Annotated in this window: 17 protein-coding genes and 1 pseudogene; 12 read left to right on the plus strand and 6 right to left on the minus strand. The window is 49.2% G+C overall.

What is annotated here, in order from left to right; translation table 11 throughout:
- Positions 1-29: 29 nt before the first annotated feature.
- A complete protein-coding gene (locus G9F50_RS10860; RefSeq protein ID WP_060561942.1) occupies positions 30-944 on the minus strand; it encodes a class I SAM-dependent methyltransferase in 915 nt (304 codons plus the stop codon).
- Positions 945-1,090: 146 nt separating this feature from the next.
- Complete coding sequence (locus G9F50_RS10865; protein WP_060561941.1) at positions 1,091-2,029, minus strand: iron-hydroxamate ABC transporter substrate-binding protein; 939 nt, start codon at positions 2,027-2,029, stop codon at positions 1,091-1,093.
- A gap of 247 nt (positions 2,030-2,276) precedes the next feature.
- On the opposite strand from G9F50_RS10865, the gene G9F50_RS10870 reads away from it, so the two are divergent.
- The 3 genes from G9F50_RS10870 to G9F50_RS10880 are packed head-to-tail and all read left to right on the plus strand — an operon-like array spanning position 2,277 to position 5,146.
- The gene (locus tag G9F50_RS10870; protein WP_031378357.1) at positions 2,277-3,314 is read left to right on the plus strand and encodes a FecCD family ABC transporter permease; all 1,038 of its coding nucleotides are present in this window, start codon (positions 2,277-2,279) and stop codon (positions 3,312-3,314) included.
- Complete coding sequence (locus G9F50_RS10875; RefSeq protein WP_020956329.1) at positions 3,314-4,324, plus strand: FecCD family ABC transporter permease; 1,011 nt, start codon at positions 3,314-3,316, stop codon at positions 4,322-4,324. The genes G9F50_RS10870 and G9F50_RS10875 overlap by 1 nt, the downstream gene beginning before the upstream one ends.
- Positions 4,325-4,342: 18 nt before the next feature.
- Entirely contained in the window at positions 4,343-5,146 is an 804-nt protein-coding gene (locus G9F50_RS10880) for an ABC transporter ATP-binding protein (protein ID WP_007613715.1), read from the plus strand.
- A 37-nt stretch (positions 5,147-5,183) separates the two neighbouring features.
- Here G9F50_RS10880 and G9F50_RS10885 read toward each other — a convergent pair whose 3' ends face one another.
- The 3 genes from G9F50_RS10885 to G9F50_RS10895 all read right to left on the minus strand — a co-directional run bounded on the left by G9F50_RS10885 (position 5,184) and on the right by G9F50_RS10895 (position 7,106).
- Entirely contained in the window at positions 5,184-5,606 is a 423-nt protein-coding gene (locus G9F50_RS10885; RefSeq protein ID WP_060561940.1) for a regulatory YrvL family protein, read from the minus strand.
- A 66-nt stretch (positions 5,607-5,672) separates the two neighbouring features.
- Positions 5,673-6,833, minus strand: a complete 1,161-nt coding sequence (locus tag G9F50_RS10890) for an oxalate decarboxylase family bicupin (RefSeq protein WP_007410043.1) — start codon at positions 6,831-6,833, stop codon at positions 5,673-5,675.
- Positions 6,834-6,950: 117 nt separating this feature from the next.
- A complete protein-coding gene (locus G9F50_RS10895; protein WP_012118419.1) occupies positions 6,951-7,106 on the minus strand; it encodes a YvrJ family protein in 156 nt (51 codons plus the stop codon).
- Positions 7,107-7,348: 242 nt separating this feature from the next.
- Here G9F50_RS10895 and G9F50_RS10900 point away from each other — a divergent pair, with 242 nt between their 5' ends.
- The 5 genes from G9F50_RS10900 to G9F50_RS10920 all read left to right on the plus strand — a co-directional run bounded on the left by G9F50_RS10900 (position 7,349) and on the right by G9F50_RS10920 (position 11,692).
- A complete protein-coding gene (locus G9F50_RS10900; RefSeq protein ID WP_087920805.1) occupies positions 7,349-7,885 on the plus strand; it encodes a sigma-70 family RNA polymerase sigma factor in 537 nt (178 codons plus the stop codon).
- A complete protein-coding gene (gene rsoA, locus G9F50_RS10905; RefSeq protein ID WP_003151778.1) occupies positions 7,882-8,118 on the plus strand; it encodes a sigma-O factor regulator RsoA in 237 nt (78 codons plus the stop codon). Before G9F50_RS10900 ends, rsoA begins: the two co-directional genes overlap by 4 nt.
- Positions 8,119-8,291: 173 nt before the next feature.
- Positions 8,292-9,011 carry a response regulator transcription factor gene (locus G9F50_RS10910; RefSeq protein WP_003151779.1) on the plus strand — a complete coding sequence of 240 codons (720 nt, stop codon included), beginning with the start codon at positions 8,292-8,294 and terminating at the stop codon, positions 9,009-9,011.
- Complete coding sequence (locus G9F50_RS10915) at positions 9,008-10,750, plus strand: HAMP domain-containing sensor histidine kinase (protein ID WP_015240563.1); 1,743 nt, start codon at positions 9,008-9,010, stop codon at positions 10,748-10,750. The genes G9F50_RS10910 and G9F50_RS10915 overlap by 4 nt, the downstream gene beginning before the upstream one ends.
- 63 nt (positions 10,751-10,813) lie before the next feature.
- A complete protein-coding gene (locus G9F50_RS10920; protein WP_060561939.1) occupies positions 10,814-11,692 on the plus strand; it encodes an SMP-30/gluconolactonase/LRE family protein in 879 nt (292 codons plus the stop codon).
- 51 nt (positions 11,693-11,743) lie between these two features.
- Here G9F50_RS10920 and G9F50_RS10925 read toward each other — a convergent pair.
- Positions 11,744-12,534, minus strand: a pseudogene (locus tag G9F50_RS10925) (SDR family NAD(P)-dependent oxidoreductase).
- A gap of 187 nt (positions 12,535-12,721) precedes the next feature.
- Here G9F50_RS10925 and G9F50_RS10930 point away from each other — a divergent pair.
- From G9F50_RS10930 to G9F50_RS10945, 4 genes are read left to right on the plus strand one after another with little or no spacing between them, the layout of a single operon-like run.
- Positions 12,722-13,666 (plus strand): ABC transporter substrate-binding protein, encoded by a 945-nt coding sequence (locus tag G9F50_RS10930; protein ID WP_012118415.1) that lies wholly within the window; start codon positions 12,722-12,724, stop codon positions 13,664-13,666.
- Positions 13,629-14,675: a FecCD family ABC transporter permease gene (locus G9F50_RS10935; RefSeq protein ID WP_025285248.1), complete on the plus strand. Its 1,047-nt coding sequence runs from the start codon at positions 13,629-13,631 to the stop codon at positions 14,673-14,675. The genes G9F50_RS10930 and G9F50_RS10935 overlap by 38 nt, the downstream gene beginning before the upstream one ends.
- A complete protein-coding gene (locus G9F50_RS10940; protein ID WP_060561938.1) occupies positions 14,672-15,898 on the plus strand; it encodes an ABC transporter ATP-binding protein in 1,227 nt (408 codons plus the stop codon). The genes G9F50_RS10935 and G9F50_RS10940 overlap by 4 nt, the downstream gene beginning before the upstream one ends.
- The gene (locus G9F50_RS10945; protein ID WP_060561937.1) at positions 15,895-16,464 is read left to right on the plus strand and encodes a cob(I)yrinic acid a,c-diamide adenosyltransferase; all 570 of its coding nucleotides are present in this window, start codon (positions 15,895-15,897) and stop codon (positions 16,462-16,464) included. Before G9F50_RS10940 ends, G9F50_RS10945 begins: the two co-directional genes overlap by 4 nt.
- Positions 16,465-16,538: the final 74 nt, after the last annotated feature.

Below are 16,538 nucleotides of genomic sequence, written 5' to 3' on the forward strand. Positions count from 1 at the left end.
GAGATGTCTTTTTTGTTTGCGGCAGCAGGTTACTTTTTGACGGCGTGTATATAATGAATGGTCTCGAATGCGGTCAAATGGTCAGTGCGTCCGCTGAAAAAACGGTCATTGACGTCCGCCGGAGATAAATGTTCATAAATAAGCAGACCTGATGATTCTAATATTTTTTCGATTTCTTTATAACTGAAACACGATAACATCGGTTCTCCGCTTGCTGCAGCCATTTTCACCATGTTTTCCACTCTGTTTGACAGTCCTCTTTCTTCAAAGAGCGACTCATCTGCATAATCAAACACGATAGAGCTTCCTGGCGGGACTTCGGCAAATAATTGTGTGAGCAGGCGGGCGAGATGCTCTTTCGTAAGATAGTATGACACACCGAGCAGGCTGAAAAAGGTTTTTTGGCGTGAAAAACCTTCTTGATACAGACGGCTGAAAGAAAGCGAAGCGGCGAAGTCCATCGGTACAAAATGAAGATGATGGGAAATACCGAGATTCAGATGTTTCAATCTGTTTATTTTGTCTTCCTGTGAAGCGGGATGATCGATTTCAAATATGTCTAAGGCGTTTGTCATCTCAGGATGCCTGAAACAGAAAGTATCGAGCCCCGCGCCAAGGATAACATACTGTTTGGCCCCGAGCTTCACTTCATTCAAAAGCACTTCTTCACAATATGCGGCACGGGCTAACGGTGTAGGAGACAGCTGGACTTGAGTCACCCATTTTAAGATGTCATTCGGTTGGCCTTGAAGCCCCTGTGCCATGTCTTTACTGAAAAATGATATACCTTGAATCAGATGATCGCGGATGTCCGAATGCTCTTTTTCGGAAATCAGATCTTGTGCCATAAAATCATCAAATATCACCGGGGTGTCGTATTTACTGTGGTACGCCCTTCCGAAAGCGGACAGCAGGGAAGTCATACTCGCCTTGTTTTCTTTCATATAAAGATCCTCCGTTATTTACATCAATCTCCGGCCGGGAGAATCTTATTATACATGTTAATCCAAAAATGTAAATTATAGCATAAATGAATTTTTTTGTCAAGTTTTAAGCGTAATAAAAAGCCGCTGTCACAGCGGCTTCGGGGTTACTTTGTTAAGCTTTTTGTGATGTAGTCGAGCTGGCCTTCAAGTGAGATCGGGTCTGAGAAATAGAAGCCGATCGGATCAATGCGGTAGACATGGTTTTGTTTGACGGCATCGAGGTTCTTCCAGATTGAGCTGTCAAGCACGCCTTTGTCGTCACCGCCGGCCTGCCATGGCCCCATAAAGATGTAGTCTCCCGCGAAGTCAGGCAGTTTCTCGAGTGAAATGCTGGCGTAGCCCGGTCCTTGATTAATGGCTTTTTCCTGCGTCAGTTTTGTGGCCTTCAGCCCGAGTTTGTCATAAATGATGCTTCCGCCGCGGCCGAAGTCTTTACCGAATACATAGATGTCTTTTCCGTTTGTCTGCATGATGGAGATGGTTTTTGAGCCGACCGCTTTTTGAACCTTTGTTTTAGCGGCAGCGGTTTTCTTATCCCATTCAGCCAGCCATTTGTCTGCTTTATCTTCAGTGCCTGTCATTTTCGCAAACTCTTTGAATTGATCAATGTTGCTGAGCTTGTCATATTTAATGGCGATGGTCGGCGCGATTTTTTCCAGTTTTTCAATATCGGCGCCTTGTGTCGTCCAGACCACGATTAAATCCGGCTTTAAGTCAATGATTTTTTCAACGGACGTGCCGTCGCCGATGTTTGTCACACCTTTTGTTTTCCCTTTGTAATAAGGGTTTTTAAATACGTTTTGCGGCGCGCCGACAACATTGATGCCGAGCTGTTTAAAGTCGCCGTAGTAGCCGTCAGCCATGACGACGACCCGTTTCGGGTGCTTCGGAATTTTAATATTGCCGTTTTCGGCTTTATACGTGATGGTTTCTTCTTTTTCAGAAGAACCTTTCGTGTCTGAAGAATTGCCGCATGCGGCCAAAGCGGCGATGAGCAGCAAGGCAATCAGCGCTGCGCTGATTTTCTTGTATGTATGGAACATCTGACATTCCTTCTTTCATGAAAATTAGTGATAAAGAGAATCATTATCAGTGTGATTATATCACTGCTTTCATAGAGAAGCACGCTCTTTTTTAAGAAAAACTTTCTTTTTTTATATGAAATTAGGTCTATTAAAAGAGAAGATAAAAGTGCTATACTGAAACAAGTCATTGATAATCATTATCATTACCATTCTTGTTTTGAGAAAGGAAGAACGAGTGTTGGGTCTATTGAAAAAGAAACAGACAATGACGGCTCTAGGGGCATCAGGGAGTGAAATCCAGTGGACGGCGCGTTCATTCAGAGCGGCTGTGCTGCTGTGTGCCGGGATTGCGGTTTTATTGATCGGCGCGGCCCTGTCTGTTTCCATCGGAGCTGCCGATATTCATCTGCGGACGGTGTGGGATGCTCTCTTTCACTTTCAGCCGCAAAATACATCTCATCAAATCATACGCGATCTCAGGCTGCCGAGAACTGCCGCCGCCGCGCTCGTCGGGGCTTTTTTAGCTGTGTCCGGGGCGATTATGCAGGGGCTGACGCGGAACCCGCTTGCTGAGCCTTCCATTATGGGCGTGACGTCGGGGTCGGGATTTGCGATCGCATTGGCATTTGCTTTTTTTCCGGGTCTGTCTGCGGCGGGACTTGTTTTGTGGTCCTTTGCGGGAGCGGGAATCGGAGCGCTTATTGTGTTTGGCATCGGCCTGTTTTCTAAAGGCGGTCTGACACCGGTGAAGCTCGCGCTGGCCGGTACGGCAGTCGGCTATTTCTTAACGGGGCTTTCAAGCGCGATTGCGATCCGTTTTGATGTCGCCCAGGATGTGAAGTTCTGGTACGCCGGAGGAGTCGCTTCCGTGAAATGGGAAGGCGTGCAGCTGCTTTTGGCGGTCGGGGTTATCGGACTTTTGCTGGCATTTCTGATTGCGCGCTCAGTGACGGTGCTGAGCTTGGGTGAGGAGCTGGCCAAAGGGCTCGGGCAGTACACATCGCTTGTGAAAGTAATCGGAATGTTTGTCGTTGTCCTCTTGACGGGGGCTTCAGTCTCAGTCGCCGGAGCCATTTCTTTTATCGGCTTGGTGATTCCGCATATCACCCGATTTTTAGTCGGGGTAGATTACAGGTGGATCATTCCCTGTTCGGCGGTATTCGGCGCCGTTCTGTTAGTCTTCAGTGATATTGCCGCAAGACTCGTCAATGCGCCGTTTGAAACACCGGTCGGCGCTTTAACCGCCCTTATCGGCGTTCCCTTTTTCTTTTATTTGGCGCGCAGGGAAAGGAGAGGGCTGTAATGAATGTAAAATCGAAAAAACCGCTGGCGGTCATGGCCGTTACGTTTTTGCTCATATGCATCGTCTTTTTTATCAGCTTAAACATGGGCGTGATCCGGATTGCGCCTCTTGATACGCTACGTGTCTTTTTCGGACAGGGGGATGCCCGGGATCAGCTCGTTTTATTTGAATTCAGACTGCCGCGCATGGTGCTGTCATTGCTGGTCGGCGCCGGAATCGCAGTTTCAGGCGCGATTTTTCAAAGCGTGTCTCAAAATGACTTGGCGGAGCCGGGCATTCTCGGTATTAACGCCGGGGCGTCTTTGGCGGTCGTTCTGTTTATCTTCTTTTTCCAAGGATCAGCTGTTGATTTAAGCATGGCCGGTACATGGCTGCTTCCGGTGAGCGCTTTGGCGGGGGCTTTTCTGGCTGCGCTGCTCATCTATGTGCTGGCTTGGAAAAAAGGCGTTTCACCTGTCCGGCTCGTTTTGGTCGGGATCGGCGTCAATGCGGGGTTTAATGCGCTTCTCTTGATTTTTCAGCTGAAAATGGACCCGCGGGATTTCATGCAGGCGCTTGTATGGATTTCCGGTTCGATTTGGAACGCCAATTGGAAAATGGTGCTGTCCATTTTGCCGTGGCTGCTGGTTCTTTTACCGTTCAGCCTCTATAAAGCCAGGTATTTAAATGTGCTCCAGCTCGGTGATCAGCTGGCGGCGGGGCTCGGCACCCGGGTTGAAAAGGAGCGGCGCGTTCTGCTGATGTGCGCGGTTGCCCTGACCGCGTCATGTGTTGCGGCAGCCGGCGGAATCGCTTTTCTCGGACTCATTGCGCCGCATTTGGCCAGAAGGCTTACCGGACCGCGCCACCAGACGCTTATCCCGGTTTCGGCTTTAATCGGAGCATTTTTATTTCTGCTTGCCGATACGCTGGCGAGAAATGTGCTTGCACCGTCGGAAGTTCCCGTCGGTCTGGTGATTTCCGTGCTCGGAGCGCCGTATTTTGTATATTTGCTGATGAAAACGAAATAGAGGAAGGAGACTGCCGCGATGAACTCATTATCGGCGGAACAGCTTACTGTCGGTTATGGCGACCGTTTGATAGCGAAAGAATTGGATATCGCCATCCCGAAAGGAAAAATTACAACGCTGATCGGTCCGAACGGCTGCGGAAAATCGACGGTTCTCAAAACGATGTCAAGAATCATGAAACCGAAATCCGGCGCCGTCTATTTAAACGGACAGGCGATCATGCAAAAATCCACGAAGGACATCGCCAAGGAAATGGCAATTCTTCCGCAGACGCCTGAAGCGCCGAGCGGGCTGACGGTGTACGAACTTGTTTCTTACGGCAGGTTTCCGCATCAGTCCGGAATGGGCCGTTTGAGTGATAAAGACCGTGACATGATCAAATGGGCGCTGGAAGAGACGGGGATGGCCGAATTTTACGACCGGCCGATCGAAGCGCTTTCCGGGGGGCAGCGGCAGCGTGTGTGGATCGCCATGGCGCTCGCTCAAGAAACGGAGCTGCTGCTTCTTGATGAACCGACCACTTATTTAGATCTCGCCCATCAGCTTGAAATTTTGCAGCTGCTGGACAAATTAAACAAGGAGCAGGGCCGCACCATTTTAATGGTCATTCATGATCTGAACCATGCCGCCCGTTTTTCCCATTACATGATCGCCCTGAAAAAAGGGCGCGTCATCAAGGAAGGAACGGCGGAGGAAGTCATGACTCCCGGCATATTGGAAGACGTTTTCCAAATTGACGCACAGATTGTAAAAGATCCGCGCACGAACAAACCGGTCTGCTTAACCTACGATTTAATCCGGCATGAAAACGCAACGGTATGATGAAAAAAAACGCAGAGCCATTCCGGCCTGCGTTTTTTTATTGCGTCCGGGGCTGCTTTTGTCCGGAGACGCATTTATCCAAAACGAAAAAAACCCCCGCCACAATCAGCTCCTCCGTCGTTGACAGCCAAATCTTTTCAATCAGTTTATCGGTCGTATACGCGGTCATCCAGAGGAACAGCAGCTGAACGGTGCTGGCTAAAAGGAGAAAAGGCAGCCTGCCCGTCCCAAAAAAGGTAAAGCTATGTATCATCAGCCGCTCAAGCGGTTCAAAACATAAACCGAGAAAAATAAAAAGCACGGAAAAAAGCAGGACGTACGCCATCGATCCGTAGCTCGTCCCGGCTAATGAAAATACGGCCATCATCACGATAAAATACCCGAATAATACGGCAGCGGCTGCCAGGGCATACCGGAGCACCTGAAGAAAAAACATTTTCGTCCCGTTTTGATTGATCATCTGTTCAGCTCCTTTTCACACAGAGGAGACTTGCAGAGACGGAACTCTGCAAGCCGGTGTGTATCTTCAGCATTTCTTTTTGACGACAGGGTGTTTCTCTTTCGAAAGAATATCCGTAAAGTCTTTGCCCAGATCCAGATGCTGCTGGACGAATTTCTCAGGAAGCATGGCAAGCCATTGGTTCAGGGACACATCGGCATAGTGGTCATCCTTGAAGATTTCCAGGAAGACGAGCGGCTCATCTCCCAAATTCTCCACATAGTGGCCCATTGCGAACGGAACGTAACCGACATCCCCGGCCTGATAGTTAAATGTTCTTGCATGGCCGTCCGATGCAAAAACCGTCATCCGCCCTTTACCGGAAATATAATACTGCCATTCATGCGTGTTCGGATGCCAGTGCAGCTCTCTCATTGCGCCCGGTTCGACCACGACAAGCGCTGAAGCGATCGTTTTGGACACTTTGAAGTTTGTGGAATCCGCGATATATACTTTGCCGCCATCCGTCTCAGCAGTCGGACCTTCATCCAGCAGGCGGTAAGTGAACGGATAAGGCACTTCACCGTTCGGGCCTTCCACAATGTCATCTTTCAGCTTCCCGGGAACCGGCTCTTCAAAGATATATTTTTCTTTCCCGGGCAGGCCGGCGAGGTCTTTTTCTGAAACCCCGAAGTTGTTGGCGATGACATCAAGCGGTGTGTGGGCAAGCCAGTCAGTCACTTGGAATGTGCTGTTTTCTGAGAAAGAACCGTCATCAAAAACCAAGAGGAATTCACAGCCTTCTTTCAGCGCCTGAATGGAGTGCGGCAGGCCTGACGGGAAGTACCACAGATCTCCTTCCTTCACGTCATCGATAAAACTGCGTCCCTGTTCATCAACAATCGTGACCCGCGCTTTGCCCGTCAGCATATATGCCCATTCCGCTTCTTTATGCCAGTGCAGCTCACGGATGGCGCCCGGTTTTAAACGCATGTTGACAGATGCCAGATTCTCAGAAATCGGCAGCTCGCGAACGGTCACCTCACGCGCGTATCCGCCCTTTTCCAACCGGTTGTGCACATCTGAGAAAGAGAATTTCATATTATCCACTGTGCCGTGATCCGTTTCCGGCGGCGTCAGCATATCCGGATTTTGGCGGTCTCTTTCAAGGTTGCGCGGAATCGTGACGGTCGCCCCTTTGTCTCCTCTGATCGGCTGCGGGATATTGCAGTTGTTTTCTTTTGACATGTAAATCGTCTCCTCTCAAGCTTTGTTTTTTCAGAAAGAGAATGTGAAAGGCCTTTCGTTTTCCCTTCTGCTTTGTTAAGTGATGCGTTTCGATGAAAAGTCAACTTCGTGTGAAAATTAATTTTTCATTTTCTGATCTTTCAGTTCCGTCATCAGTTCGATCAGGGCGTCAAACTTCTTCTCAAACCGTGTGAGAAGATACATGGCAATCAGAGCCGGAAAGCCGAGATTGCCGATCTGTCTGACCGCTTCTTCTATAAAAACCTGATCCATTATCAGCCACCTCCTGACTTGACCTGCAGTCATGTATATAAGTGAAAGAAAGAGCGGCTCCTGTAAACCTGATATCCCGGTTGAGGGTCTTTTTTTTGTTCCGGCAAATCCGGGACATAAGGAGTGCGGAATCTTAGTCGGAAAGGAGTAGTTTACTTTTTTTTGCTTTCTTTCATTTAATTTAAATAGGGGGCGGTTTTATGGACTATCAAGTTCTTTTACGGTCAAAATGCAAGGAAATTATGAAACATCCGATCGTTAAACATTTTTTAAGTGACCCAAAGCATTACGAGAAATTTAAAAATGTGCTGGAACATTCAGACGAGAAGGATGCAAAATCACTGGACGACCATTTTAAACAGTTTTATAAGGAAATCCGGATCATCAAATATATGAACTCTATGATCCGGATTTTCTCCATCGATTTTGACAAGCGCATCCGTAAAAATCAGAAGCGCTATCCGCTGACGGTGGATCAGCCGGAGGGAGGTGAAGCGCTTCCCTATGAAATGGGAAAAGACGCGTATGAAGAGTTTCTGCGGAAGCAGGGGGATTTGAGCCAGCATGTCCAAAACCGTGATTTATACGAAGCGCTTCAGACGTTAACCGATAAACAAAAAAGCGTGCTGACGAATATTTATCTTCACGGAGCGACGATGAAGGAGATTGCCGAGTCGCTGGGTGAATCACGGCAGAACATTTCCAATATTCATAAAAAAGGGCTCGACAATCTCAGAAAGCAGCTGGACAAGCAAAAAAAGGGGGAAAATAAGCAGTGAACGGGCCATTTGACTTCAACAAAGAGAACACAGATACCGACGAAATGGAACTTTTGATTTCGCGTTTTTCGCCAATGATAAAAAAAAAACTGAGCAATACATCATACCAGGAAAGAGAAGATCTTGAACAAGAATTGAAGATTAAAATAGTTGAAAAAGCGGACATGCTGTTATGCCAGGAAGTGCCGGGTTTTTGGGAATTTATTCTTCATCTTATAAATGAAAGCTCCTGACAAAAGCGGCGGAATGATGGATATTCCGCTCTGACAACGTGAGAAAAACGAGAAGAGATGTCCGGTCTCGTTTTTCTTTTCTGTTTCCCCGCAAGACCTCCGCACTAAAAAGGTACCAAATCTTATCCATATAATGATATGATGAAAAAAACAAAGAGAAAGGAACGTCCAAGGTGGAAAATGCGTCAATTTTAATTGTAGACGATGAGAAGGCGATCGTTGATATGGTCAAACGCGTTCTCGTCAAAGAAGGCTATCACAACATTAAGACAGCCGGAAGCGCTGAGGAAGCGATCGAGTTTGTTAAACATGAAACCGCGGATCTGCTCGTGCTGGATGTGATGATGGAAGGCATGTCCGGTTTTGAAGCATGCACCGAAATCCGGAACTATACCGACGCTCCGATCTTTTTTCTGACTGCCCGTTCTTCTGATGCGGATAAGCTGTCAGGATTTGCATTGGGAGCTGACGATTATATAACAAAGCCGTTTAATCCGCTCGAATTGGCGGCGCGGATCAGAGCGACGTTAAAGAGAACCTATAAGCGCGAAGAGAAAACGGCGGTAAAGACGTATTCATACAGTCATTTTTCCTATTCACCGCAAAACGCCGAGCTGATCGTCGGGGGCGAGCCCGTCAGCTGCTCCGCACAGCTTCTGCAATTGCTTCAATATTTCTGTGAACACCCTGATGTGGTGCTCTCAAAAGATCAGATCTATGAAAAAGTATGGGGATATCCGTCTTACGGCGACAACAACACCGTCATGGTGCATATCCGCAAGCTCAGAGAAAAAATTGAAAAAGACCCCAGCAATCCGTCTTATATTGTAACGGTGCGCGGCCTCGGTTATCGGTTTATTCCCGATCAAGGAGAAAAAGGAACCCGCTCATGAGAATGCGCGGAAAATTTCTGCTCCACTTTTTCGGACAGCTGCTGCTTGTCATCCTGCTGATGTCCGTTTTGGCCGTCGCTTCTTTCTTCTATTTGGATTGGCGTTTCAGCGAAGCGGAAGCCAATGCGGGACTGACCAAAGCGACGGCAGACTCGTTTGAAGCGTGGCTTGATAAAAACGAAGACGGCACATGGGATGTCGATGAGTTTTTAAAGATGTCGGTCCGAAAGCAGAAGGGCTGGCTGCAGATCATTAATGATAATGAAAAAACGGACTACGCGTACAGAGTGCCGAAAGACGTCCCGAGCCATTACAGCAGAAAAGATCTCTTATCCATTTACCAGTACCGGAATTTTGACAACTACAAGCTGAATTACTGGACGGTCACGATAAATGATGAGACCTATTTGATTCTGTTCGGCTGGAAATCCGCCAGTGAGCAGCTTCTCACTTACATCGAATCACAGGAGCCATCCCTCGCTTCCCTTTCTCAATATAAAAAGAGCACGGTTGATTATATTAAACGGGAAAAAGGGGCGGTCTACCTTCTCGAAGACAGCGGCAGACTGCTCGGGGATATCAACAGCACGAAAAAAGAACGGAACACCGTCAATGAGCTTGAATTGCTGAAATACAGTTCCAAGCCGTGGAATTACAAACGGGAAATTTCTTTTAAAAGACTCGATAAAACGAAATGGATGGTCGCGTCGGTGCCGAACCCCGTGTACATCCCCGATCACGAGTTTAACAAATCATTTTTGAGAAATGTGATGAAAACCCTCTTCCTCTTAATCGGAATCTTAGTATTTATGATCTGCATCTTGACCATCTGGTACTCTTTCCGTTTCGGCTGGCCGCTGTTTCATACCATCAAATGGCTCGTCAATTTATCAAAGGGCCGGCTTGAAGAGCCGAAGAACCGCAAAGGACAGCCGGTCAGCAAAAACAAAAAAGGCAAAACAAAGCAGCCGTTCCGCTTTTTCGCCGAGATTTTCGAATCAATGGATCAGCTGACTGACACGCTGAAGCGGGATAAGAAAAACAGAGAAAAAATCCAGGCGACAAGGGAAGAATGGATCGCCGGGCTGAGCCATGACTTAAAAACCCCGCTGAGCACGATTTACGGCTACAGCATGATGCTCGAATCGAAGCAATACGACTGGACCCCGGAAGAAGTCAAAGAAATGGGGCAGATCGTCCGGGAAAAATCAGAATATATGTCGAAGCTGATTGAGGACTTAAACTTAACATACCGCCTCAAAAACGCGGCCCTCCCGATCGAACGGCGGTTGATCAACGTCGTGCCGTTTATCAGAAACGTCACGAACGATTTCACGAAAAACACGTTCTCGGAAGGCTATGACATCGCCTTTGAAACCAAAAAGGAAGACATTCTTTTCGCCATTGATGAAGCGTGGTTCCGCCGTATTCTGGAGAATCTGCTGGCAAACGCGGTTAAGCATAATAAGAAAGGGACCGCCATTCGGGTCGTGCTTGAGGAATCAGCCGAACAGCTCATTCTGAAGGTGAAAGATAACGGAAGAGGAATGGACGACGAAACGATTCACCAGCTGTTTAACCGTTATTACCGGGGAACGAATACGAAGGGACCGTCAGAAGGAACGGGACTCGGGCTCGCCATTGCCAAGGAGCTGGTTCACCTTCATAACGGAACCATCCATGTCAACAGCAGAATCAGCGCCGGAACGGTGATTACGATTCTTTTTAAAAAAGATTGAGTTTGGACGCCGCTTTGTCGGGAATAACAATAGAAGACTGACAAGCAAAAGAGGTGTTCACACATGGAAGCAGCATTACGAGCAGATACGAGAGCAGTTATCGGAGAAGGCCCTTTATGGGACAAGGACAAGCAATGCCTGTACTGGGTGGATATACTGGGCAGCCAGCTCCATATCTTCACTCCGGCTGACGGAATCAACCGTTCCGTTAAATTCAAATCATTTGTCACGGCTCTGGCCTTGTATTCAAAGGAAGAGCTGGTGATGACGATGAAAGACGGTTTTTACCTGTACAATCTTTGGGAAGACACATTGACGAAGATGAAGCAGCCGAAAGATATGCGGGAAGATATCCGTTTCAATGACGCAAAATGCGACCCGTCCGGCAGATTATGGGCGGGAACGACGAGCATGGAAGGCAAAGAAGAGGAGGCTTCGCTGTACCGTCTGAATACGGACGGCAGCCTTGCCAAAATAAAAGACCAGGTCTCCACCTCGAACGGTTTGGATTGGGATCGGGACCGAAACTTGATGTACTATATCGACACTCCGACGCAGGAAATCGTCTGTTATGCATACGATCCTGAAACCGGAGCCGTATCAGATCCGAAAACGGTCTACCGCTTTCCGGAGTCGCAAGGATCTCCCGACGGAATGACCATTGACCGTGACGGAATGCTGTGGGTGGCTCTGTTCGGAGGCGGCCGTGCCGTCCGGATTGACCCGTTTTTGCATAAGGAAATTGCATCTATCGAAGTTCCGGCGAAATACGTCACCTGCTGCGCGTTCGGAGGCAGAGAATTGAACACGTTATACATTACGACCGCGACGGAAAAATTGACGGAAGCCGAAAGACTTGAGCAGCCGCATGCGGGCGGCCTGTTTTCAGCAGAGCTTGAGACGGGCGGCTGGGAGCCGGTTCCGTTTGCAGGCATGATGTAAAAAAAAGCTCTGGCATATGGGGAAGTCCCCATTGTGCCGGGCTTTTTTGTGTTAAATGGAGCGGATGATGCCGCCTTCAACCCGCTGTGCGGTGCCATTAATGGCAGAAGCCGCTGATGAAGCGAGAAATACAATCGTATTGGCGACTTCTTCCGGGGTTGCATAGCGCTGAATCAATGTGTCGGTTCATTCACTTTAAAATAATCCCGGACGAAGCTGTCTGTGTCTTCTCCGGCAGCCTTTGCGGCTCCTTCCATGTAAGAAGCGACGCCTTCGGTCCATGTCGGTCCCGGCAGCACGGAGTTGACCGTGACATTTGTGCCTTTCGTCATTTCCGCCATTCCCCGGGACAAGCTGATTAACGCCGTTTTCGTCATTGAATACGGAATCATTTGCGCAAGCGGTTTGACACCGGCTTCACTGGAGATGTTCAGAATCCGTCCGCTGTTTCTCTCGAGCATTTGCGGCAGAAAACGCCGGCACAGGCGCACGGCGCTCATAACATTCACTTCAAAATACCGAGTCCATTCGTCATCAGACACCTCAGCGAAGTCTTTTACTTCAAAAAAACCGAGATTATTGACGAGAATATCGACTTCCCCGATTCCGCCGGCGCGCTTTATCAAGTCATCCGCCTCATCCTGACGCGATAAATCCGCAGCGATGCCGTGAACCGTTCCGTAAGCGGAAAGCTCCTCAACCGTCCGTTCCACAGTTTCTTTTTTTCTTCCGTTTATAATCACCTCGGCGCCTTCGGCTAAAAAGCTTTTTGCCGCAGCTTTTCCGATGCCTGAGGTTGATCCTGTAATCAACACGAGCTTTCGTTCAAGATGTAATTCCATAATAATCCTCCTTTTCACACCATTGTGTAACAGTATACATGATGAATTTTAGTGTGTACGAACAATTTGCTTTCATGCAAAAAGGCCGGATATACAAGCCTTAAAGACTTATAGTATAATTACTGCGAAAAAAGGATACGAATGTCAAAGAGACAATCGTTTACCATAATCAGGGGGAGTTAAAAGAATGAAGAAGATCACTGCCGTCTGGGCGGCGCTCTTGGTCACCGCCTTTGTGATCGCCGGCTGTTCCGGCGCACAGGAAGAAGGAAGCGCGGCCAAACAAAAAGCCGTCTCAACCGAAGCATTCCCGGTAACCATTAAGGATGCCGCGAACGAAAAAGTAACCATAAAGCAGGCACCGGAAAAAATCGTTTCCCTCATGCCGAGCAATACGGAAATTACATACGCGCTCGGACTGGGAGATAAGGTCGCAGGCGTCACGACAAATGATACATATCCGAAAGAAGCAGTAAAAAAACCGAAAGTCGGAGATATGAATGTGAACGCTGAAAAGGTCATCGCGCTGAAGCCGGATCTCGTGCTTGCCCACGCGTCCTCTATGTCCGCTTCCGCCGATGCGATGAAGCAACTGAAAGATGCGGGCATCACCGTCTTAACGGTCAATGATGCGCAATCGTTCCAAGACGTGTACAAATCTATCAGCATGATCGGGAAAGCGGCCGGCAAAGAAAAGCAGGCGGATAAGCTGATCAAATCGATGAAATCCGACCTTTCCGGCATAGAAAAGAAAGCGGCGGCCATTTCTGAAAAAGACGAAAAGAAAGTATTCGTCGAAGTGTCTCCTGACGGCTACACGACGGGGAAAGGCACGTTTATGAACGAAATGCTTGAAGATATACACGCGAAAAACGCCGCCGGCAGCCAGACCGGCTGGGTTCAGCTGACGGATGAAGCGATTGTCAAAATGAATCCGGACGTCATCATTACGACAGACGGCGTAAAGGCCGCTGAAGTGGAAAAACGCGCCGGCTGGGGTGCCGTCAATGCGGTCAAACACCACAATGTCTATTCTGTTGATCCCGACCTTGTCACACGCTCAGGCCCGCGCCTTGTCAAAGGGGTCGAGAAGCTTGCAGAAAGCGTTTATCCTGAAACGTTTAAAAAGTAACCGCCCGCTGGCCTACACGGTCAGCCTGCTGTTTTTAGCCGTTTGTACGGCACTCGGCATTTCAATCGGCAGTCTGCATATTCCTTTATCCGACGTTTTTTGGATCGGGATCGGCCGGACATCCTCGGCTGACCCTATGAATGTAAATATTATGATGAATATCCGCCTGCCGAGAGTCGTTCTGGCTGCCCTTGTCGGAGCCGCGTTATCCATTGCGGGAGCGGCGTTTCAGGGACTTCTGAAAAATCCGCTCGCCGACCCTTATACACTCGGGGTATCTTCGGGAGCCTCGGCGGGAGCCGTTATCACCTTGTTTTTCGGCATTCAGATACCCGTCATCGGCCGGTTCACACTACCGGTTGTCAGCATCGCCGCAGCCATTGCGGTCATGGCGGCGGTTCTGTTTTTCAGCCGCCTCGTTCATGCGTCGATGTCGGTTTCGACGCTCATTTTGACAGGCATCATCATGAATTCTTTTCTCGGGGCTCTCATTTCGCTTGTGATCGCTTTAACGGGCAATGATCTGCTCCCGATTGTCCGCTGGCTGTTAGGAAGCGTGTCAATGAGGGGCTGGGGCTATGTCGCGCTGTTTCTGCCTTTTTTTCTGGCCGGGACGGCGCTTCTGCTTATCAATGGCAGAGAATTAAACATTATGACTTATGGAGAAGAAAAGGCAAGGCTGTTAGGCGTCAGTACGGGAAAAAGAAAATGGCTGATGATCGCCGCCGGATCTCTGCTGACGGGAGGAGCGGTTGCCGTCTCGGGGACGATCGGATTTGTCGGCCTTGTCATTCCCCACGTGACACGGCTTTTATGGGGAACGGATCATCGCCATTTACTGCCGCTGTCAGCATTGACGGGCGCCGGGTTTCTCATTTTGGCGGATTTGTTTTCCCGCACCGTCATTGAGCCTGTCGAATTGCCGATCGGCATTATGACGGCTTTGGCGGGAGCGCCTGTGTTTGCCTTGATTCTGCTTCGCCAGCATCATGGAGGGAAACGCTTATGATCAGGGTGAGCAGCCTGTCCGGCGGGTACGGAGGCCGGATGATTGTGGAAGATGTCAGCTTTACCGCCGGAAAAGGTGAATTTGTCGGCATACTCGGTCCGAACGGCTCGGGAAAAACAACGCTGTTGAAATTGCTGACGGGAATGCTCTCTCCGTCAAAAGGCGAGGCGCTCGTAGCAGGCAGGCCCGTCGGCGGATACAAGCCGCGGGAACTTGCGAAAATCATGGCCGTTTTGCCGCAGCATACGGAGCAAGCTTTTACATTTACCGTTAAGGAAACAGTGTCTTTCGGCAGATACCCGTATCAAAAAGGACTCTTCAGACAGATGGATCAACATGACGAAGACATTGTCCGGGAAGCGATGGAAATGACGGGCATCGACCGATATGCGCAGCAATCCGTCCGCAATCTGAGCGGCGGGGAGCGGCAGCGCGTCTTTCTGGCGCAGGCGCTGGCTCAGCAGCCTGAGGTGCTGTGTCTGGATGAGCCGACGACCTTTCTTGATCTCAAATATCAAAAAGACCTGCTTGATACGGTGAAGCGGCTGACGAGAGAAAGAGGCCTGACGGTCATCAGTATTTTTCACGACCTAAACGCCGCAGGCCAATATTGTGATCAGCTCCTGATGATGAAAGACGGACGTGCTTTTCCGAAGCAGACGCCGGATCAGGCTTTGAAAAAAGAGACGATTGAAGACATTTACGGCATCACCGTCAGCGCTGTTGCCCAGCAATCGTCGCCGAAACCGCTGATTGCTTTCATGCCGGAAGCGCGGGAGGAAAGAGAGCCCGTCAACGTTCCGTTCGCCTCTCTGATAAACAAAAGCGGAAATACCGTAACGCTTCATACAGAACGGCCGTTCAGAATGTTGTCAACCGCATCTGACGGCCCGGGCTTTTCGTGGAGCCGCCGGCTTTCCGGCTCAGCGGCCGCTGGTTTGATCTGCCGTACGTTTGATTCGGTCACAATTGCCGTGACTGCGCAGCATACCGTTTGGGTGCTGATCAGCGGACGTTTATCGGAACAGGGATTTGTACGGCTGTTAACGTCAGCGACTGAAGCGAGAATGCAGGCTCTTTCCGGCAGACAGGCAAAAGGCGACATTGTCATTTGTGCCTTGCAGACAGGAGCGGCAATAGACGTCTCTCACGCGGAAAGAGCCGTCAGAAGAGGAACCGCGGCATGTGTAAAAGCGGCGGAAGAAGGAGGAATACAACGATGAAGCTGTATACGAAAACCGGCGATAAAGGACAGACAAGCCTGATCGGCGGCAGAACGGATAAAGACAGTCTGCGGGTTGAAAGCTACGGGACGATTGATGAGCTGAACAGCTTTATCGGGCTGGCGCTTGCGGAGCTTGATGATTGTGAGAATTGCAGTGATGTGAAAGCCGAACTCCGAAACATTCAGCATGAGCTGTTTGACTGCGGCGGCGACTTGGCGACGGTCACTGAACATAGAAGCTATACATTAAGAGAGACATCTATTTCCGCATTGGAAGACTGCATAGACCGTTACACGGCTGAAGCGCCCCCGCTTGAGAAATTTATTCTTCCGGGCGGGCATAAGGCGGCTGCTCAGCTTCACATCGCGCGGACCGTCACGAGACGGGCTGAGCGTCTCGTCGTCAAACTCGGCAAAACAGAAGAGATAAACGATACGGTGATGCGTTACTTGAACCGCCTGTCTGATTATTTTTTCGCGGCGGCAAGAGCGGTTAACGCAAGACAGGGCGTTCAGGATATAGAATATGAAAGAAGCGCCGCGGTATTCCGTGATGATGAATAACGTTTTGTTCAGCCGGCAGCAGCAAGCCGGCTGTTTTTTTATAGAGATATCCATCAATTGAACCTTTATTGACA

This window comes from Bacillus sp. EKM206B (assembly GCF_011066015.1).
GTDB classification, from domain to species: Bacteria; Bacillota; Bacilli; order Bacillales; family Bacillaceae; genus Bacillus; species Bacillus velezensis.

What these genes read in the sequence shown, in the direction of transcription:
- G9F50_RS10860 (WP_060561942.1), bottom strand. Translation starts at nt 944, where the DNA reads ATGAAAGAAAACAAGGCGAGTATGACTTCCCTGCTGTCCGCTTTCGGA.
- G9F50_RS10865 (WP_060561941.1), bottom strand. Translation starts at nt 2,029, where the DNA reads ATGTTCCATACATACAAGAAAATCAGCGCAGCGCTGATTGCCTTGCTG.
- G9F50_RS10870 (WP_031378357.1), top strand. Translation starts at nt 2,277, where the DNA reads ATGACGGCTCTAGGGGCATCAGGGAGTGAAATCCAGTGGACGGCGCGT.
- G9F50_RS10875 (WP_020956329.1), top strand. Translation starts at nt 3,314, where the DNA reads ATGAATGTAAAATCGAAAAAACCGCTGGCGGTCATGGCCGTTACGTTT.
- G9F50_RS10880 (WP_007613715.1), top strand. Translation starts at nt 4,343, where the DNA reads ATGAACTCATTATCGGCGGAACAGCTTACTGTCGGTTATGGCGACCGT.
- G9F50_RS10885 (WP_060561940.1), bottom strand. Translation starts at nt 5,606, where the DNA reads ATGATCAATCAAAACGGGACGAAAATGTTTTTTCTTCAGGTGCTCCGG.
- G9F50_RS10890 (WP_007410043.1), bottom strand. Translation starts at nt 6,833, where the DNA reads ATGTCAAAAGAAAACAACTGCAATATCCCGCAGCCGATCAGAGGAGAC.
- G9F50_RS10895 (WP_012118419.1), bottom strand. Translation starts at nt 7,106, where the DNA reads ATGGATCAGGTTTTTATAGAAGAAGCGGTCAGACAGATCGGCAATCTC.
- G9F50_RS10900 (WP_087920805.1), top strand. Translation starts at nt 7,349, where the DNA reads ATGAAACATCCGATCGTTAAACATTTTTTAAGTGACCCAAAGCATTAC.
- G9F50_RS10915 (WP_015240563.1), top strand. Translation starts at nt 9,008, where the DNA reads ATGAGAATGCGCGGAAAATTTCTGCTCCACTTTTTCGGACAGCTGCTG.
- G9F50_RS10920 (WP_060561939.1), top strand. Translation starts at nt 10,814, where the DNA reads ATGGAAGCAGCATTACGAGCAGATACGAGAGCAGTTATCGGAGAAGGC.
- G9F50_RS10930 (WP_012118415.1), top strand. Translation starts at nt 12,722, where the DNA reads ATGAAGAAGATCACTGCCGTCTGGGCGGCGCTCTTGGTCACCGCCTTT.
- G9F50_RS10940 (WP_060561938.1), top strand. Translation starts at nt 14,672, where the DNA reads ATGATCAGGGTGAGCAGCCTGTCCGGCGGGTACGGAGGCCGGATGATT.
- G9F50_RS10945 (WP_060561937.1), top strand. Translation starts at nt 15,895, where the DNA reads ATGAAGCTGTATACGAAAACCGGCGATAAAGGACAGACAAGCCTGATC.